Here is a 3,415-nt window from a genome sequence, read left to right as displayed (position 1 = left end):
TGAGCTCCCACGCGCTGGGATGCCAGTGCGGTTCGCGAATACCGCCGGGCTGCAACGTGATCAGCTGGATGCTGGCCTGTTGACCGACGAGTATCGGAAAGTTCTGCTCGTGTGCCTGCTGCTGTGTGCCACCGTCATACGCGATCGGAGGTAGGGCGCCCAGCTGGAACAGGTGCGATTTGGAGGTGATCGTCTCATCGGGTACGCGGGGATCACCGAAGCGCTCGGCGTCATCAGTCATTGAATGTTCCTTGGCCGCAGGGAATCTGGCTACTGCTTTCGCAGGATGACGATCGCTTCGTCGAACTTCTTGAAGGAGTTGAAGGTTTTTTCCGGAACGCCGAAGATGGCGGACAGAACCCGAGGCGGCAGTTTGCTGATCGACTCGCCGATGCCAATGTTGTCCTTGGCTTCGGGCGTACTGGTGTTCTGGATGATGACTATCTTCATGTCGGCCGGGCCGCGGTTTTCGAAGTAGTGGAAGGAACCCTGAGGTGCGAACACCACGTCGCCGGCCTTTTGGTCGAAACTCTCGTGATTGCCGTTCCCGTCGACCAGCGCCCAGCTGGCCACCCCTTTGGTGACGATGTTGATCTCCCAGGCGCTGGGATGCCAGTGCGGTTCGCGGATACCGCCGGGCTGCAACGTCAGCAACACGATGCTGGCTTGTTGGCCTTTGAGTATCGGAAAATTGTCCTCGTCCGCCTGATGAAACCAGCCCCCGTCAAGTTTGTTGACGGGCGAATCGCCGAGATGGAAGAGGTGCGATTGCGAGGTGATCGTCTCAGACGGTATGCGCGGATCGCCGAAGCGTGCCGCATCATCGGCCGGCGAAACTTCCTTGTCGGTGCGGTAACCCGAGACAAGACGATCGACGCCCACACCGGTCGCGGCCGCCGCGCCGGCCAGGCCGGCTCCACCCAGGACCTTGCGACGGTTGACTGTCACCTGACGAAATTATCGCAGCGAACAGGTTCGGGCCATGGGCAATTTCAACGTAGTCTGCCCGGCGGCCTCACTTTTTTCTTAGCCGCGAGGGGCATGCTAACGGCATGCACGGACGCCGTGTGGTGGCAGCCATGGTGTTGTTGCACGCCGCCGAGATGGCCGCGCTGTTGACCGCCGTTATCGTGACTGGCGGTCTAGCGCGCTCACATCCTGGCCGCGGCATGGGGTTAGCGATGCTGGTGCTGCTCGTGGCGACAGTGCTGGTCGGATGGCAGGGTCGTCGATTGCTTGCCGGACCTAGATCGCTGAACGTGACTGGGCTGGCCGTGCAGTCGGGGATTGTCATGGTTGCGATCGCGTTCACCACCCAAAATCCGGCCGTCGGTGGAGGTGGGGTCGTTGTGGCGTGCTCGGTGCTGGCGGGTTGGGGGCGCCTCGCCAAGGCCAGTTCTGCCAGTACTGCTCCGGTCGACGCGGACCCGTCGCCGCAGAGCGTGCACGTCGCGGTGAATGGACCGGGCACACAAGTCGGTGTCAGCGGCGCGGTATTGGCGTCGCTGACTGCTGTGGTGGTTGTGGCCGCGCTTAGCGTGCGCAGCAATATCTTGTTCGGACTGGCGATTCTTGCCGTGATCTTCATCCCCCTGGAGCGGCTTTTCGCTCTGCACCCCCGCCGAGTGCTGCGCGCGGGGTGGCGTACCGACCTGGTGCACTATCTGGTCAACGGCGCCGCGTTGAAGGTCGGGCTGGTCGTCTCGGTCGTCGTGGTGGGCAGCGTGTTGCGCGCGTTCGTGCCCGCACCGCTGCGTCTCGGTATCGCGGCGAGTCCAACCTGGGTGCAGATCGTGGCGGGATTCGCCATCACCACGGTCGGCGGATATGCGGGGCACCGCGCCGCCCATGAGGTACCTCTGCTGTGGCGGTTCCACCGGGTGCATCACAGCATCCGCGACCTGGACTGGCTTGCCGCCAATCACCTGCACCCGCTGGACGAGACCTTTGGTCGCTCTGCTGCGGTGCTGCCGCTTTACGCGCTGGGCTTCGGCCGGGTCAGTCTCGGCGCGTTCGTCATCCTCATCACGGTGCAGGCGATCTTCATCCACGCCAACGTGCGGATGAACTTTGGCCCCGTGCGGTGGTTGATCGCCACCCCGCAGTTCCACCATTGGCATCACGCCCGTGAACCGAGGGCCTATAACACCAACTACGCCGGGGAGTTCCCAATTCTGGACGCCTTGTTCGGGACCCTGTATCTGCCCGCCGACCGCTGGCCGGCACAGTACGGCATCGACGAATACGAGCCGGCCGGCTATCTCCGTCAGCTTGCGTGGCCGCTGCGCACTCGATGCGCGGCGGACTCCAACGCGGCGCGCGCACAGTCAGGTGAACACCGGGTCTCGGCGCCGCTCGTAGCCTGAGCGCTGCGCTAATCGTCGATGTGCGTTGGCGGCGTCTGCAGAATGGGGTCGGCCTCCTTCGGCGGATCACCTGCGCTCATCGTGTAGCAGTCGGTTTCGGCGGGACTGTACGGCCCGCCGTTGTGAAACGACAGACAGCGCTCCCACATGCCGTCGGAGTTGACGGGGCTGTCGCACATCTGCGCAAATGGGTGCGCTCCCCATCCCGGGTCTATGCACCCTGCGCTCGCGGTGGGCGCCGTGGCGGTCAGCCCGGCGGTCACCAGAGCGGCCCCTAGGGCTGCGGTCATGTATCGCTTCGTCATCTTGATCCTTTACCGAAGGGGTGCTAACTCAATCATCGATGTGCGTCCGTGGGTCGTTGAAGGCGAGGCCCCACGGCTGTAGGTCAGGCCCCATCTGGTCGCAACGCCGCCGGCAATGAAACTACTAGTTCGCCCGCGATCTGGGGGCCAATAATCTCCTAATCGCGGTAGCGGCATGATGGGATCGGGATCGACGCTGAATCCCACAGGGGTTGACCTCAAGAAGGACCGGACGTGACGCGCCTGCTGATCGCTAATCGCGGTGAGATCGCGCTCCGAATCATCCGCACGGCAACCGAGTTGGAGCTCAACACGGTCGCCGTCTACGCCGAGGACGATGCCGACAGCCCGCACGTGCACGCGGCCGACGAAGCGATCGCCCTGCCCGGCGCCGGCCCGTCCGCATATCTCGACCATGCAGCGATCCTGGCGGCGGCTAAGGACTCCGGCGCCGAGCTGATCCATCCCGGTTACGGGTTCCTCAGCGAACACCCCGGTTTCGCGCAGGCGTGTGCGGCCGCGGGATACACGTTCGTCGGGCCGGACGCCGCCGCGCTCGAACTGTTCGGCAATAAGTCGGCGGCCCGGCGCGCGGCGACAGCGGCCGGCGTGCCGGTGCTGCCGGCCACCGACGGACCCAGCAGCGTCGACGACATCCGCGCCTTCGCCGCCGCCCACGATGGCGCGATCGTGATCAAAGCGCTTGCCGGCGGCGGCGGTCGCGGCATGCGAATAGTCCACAGC

At 64.5% G+C, this 3,415-nt stretch carries 4 protein-coding genes and 1 pseudogene; 2 read left to right on the top strand and 3 right to left on the bottom strand.

Annotation, left to right across the window (positions count from 1 at the left end):
• Both VGH54_RS10035 and VGH54_RS10030 read right to left on the bottom strand, forming a co-directional pair.
• Positions 1-244, bottom strand: a pseudogene (locus VGH54_RS10035) (cupin domain-containing protein); the annotation flags it as partial.
• 26 nt (positions 245-270) lie between these two features.
• On the bottom strand, positions 271-948 hold the full coding sequence (locus VGH54_RS10030) for a cupin domain-containing protein (protein WP_331511804.1): 678 nt from the start codon (positions 946-948) through the stop codon (positions 271-273).
• Positions 949-1,052: 104 nt separating this feature from the next.
• On the opposite strand from VGH54_RS10030, the gene VGH54_RS10025 reads away from it, so the two are divergent.
• Entirely contained in the window at positions 1,053-2,366 is a 1,314-nt protein-coding gene (locus tag VGH54_RS10025; protein ID WP_331511803.1) for a sterol desaturase family protein, read from the top strand.
• Between the two features lie 8 nt (positions 2,367-2,374).
• Here the strand turns inward: VGH54_RS10025 and VGH54_RS10020 are convergent, their stop codons facing one another.
• The gene (locus tag VGH54_RS10020) at positions 2,375-2,671 is read right to left on the bottom strand and encodes a CDGP domain-containing protein (RefSeq protein ID WP_331511801.1); all 297 of its coding nucleotides are present in this window, start codon (positions 2,669-2,671) and stop codon (positions 2,375-2,377) included.
• Positions 2,672-2,905: 234 nt separating this feature from the next.
• Between VGH54_RS10020 and VGH54_RS10015 the strand changes: the two genes are divergently transcribed.
• On the top strand, positions 2,906-3,415 hold a 510-nt coding region (locus VGH54_RS10015), incomplete at its 3' end, for a biotin carboxylase N-terminal domain-containing protein (RefSeq protein WP_331511800.1).

Origin of the sequence: Mycobacterium sp. (assembly GCF_036488105.1) — a bacterium.
Lineage (GTDB): Bacteria > Actinomycetota > Actinomycetes > Mycobacteriales > Mycobacteriaceae > Mycobacterium.
The sequence above is the reverse complement of the archived record's forward strand: the minus strand, read 5'-3'. Positions and strand labels throughout refer to the sequence as shown.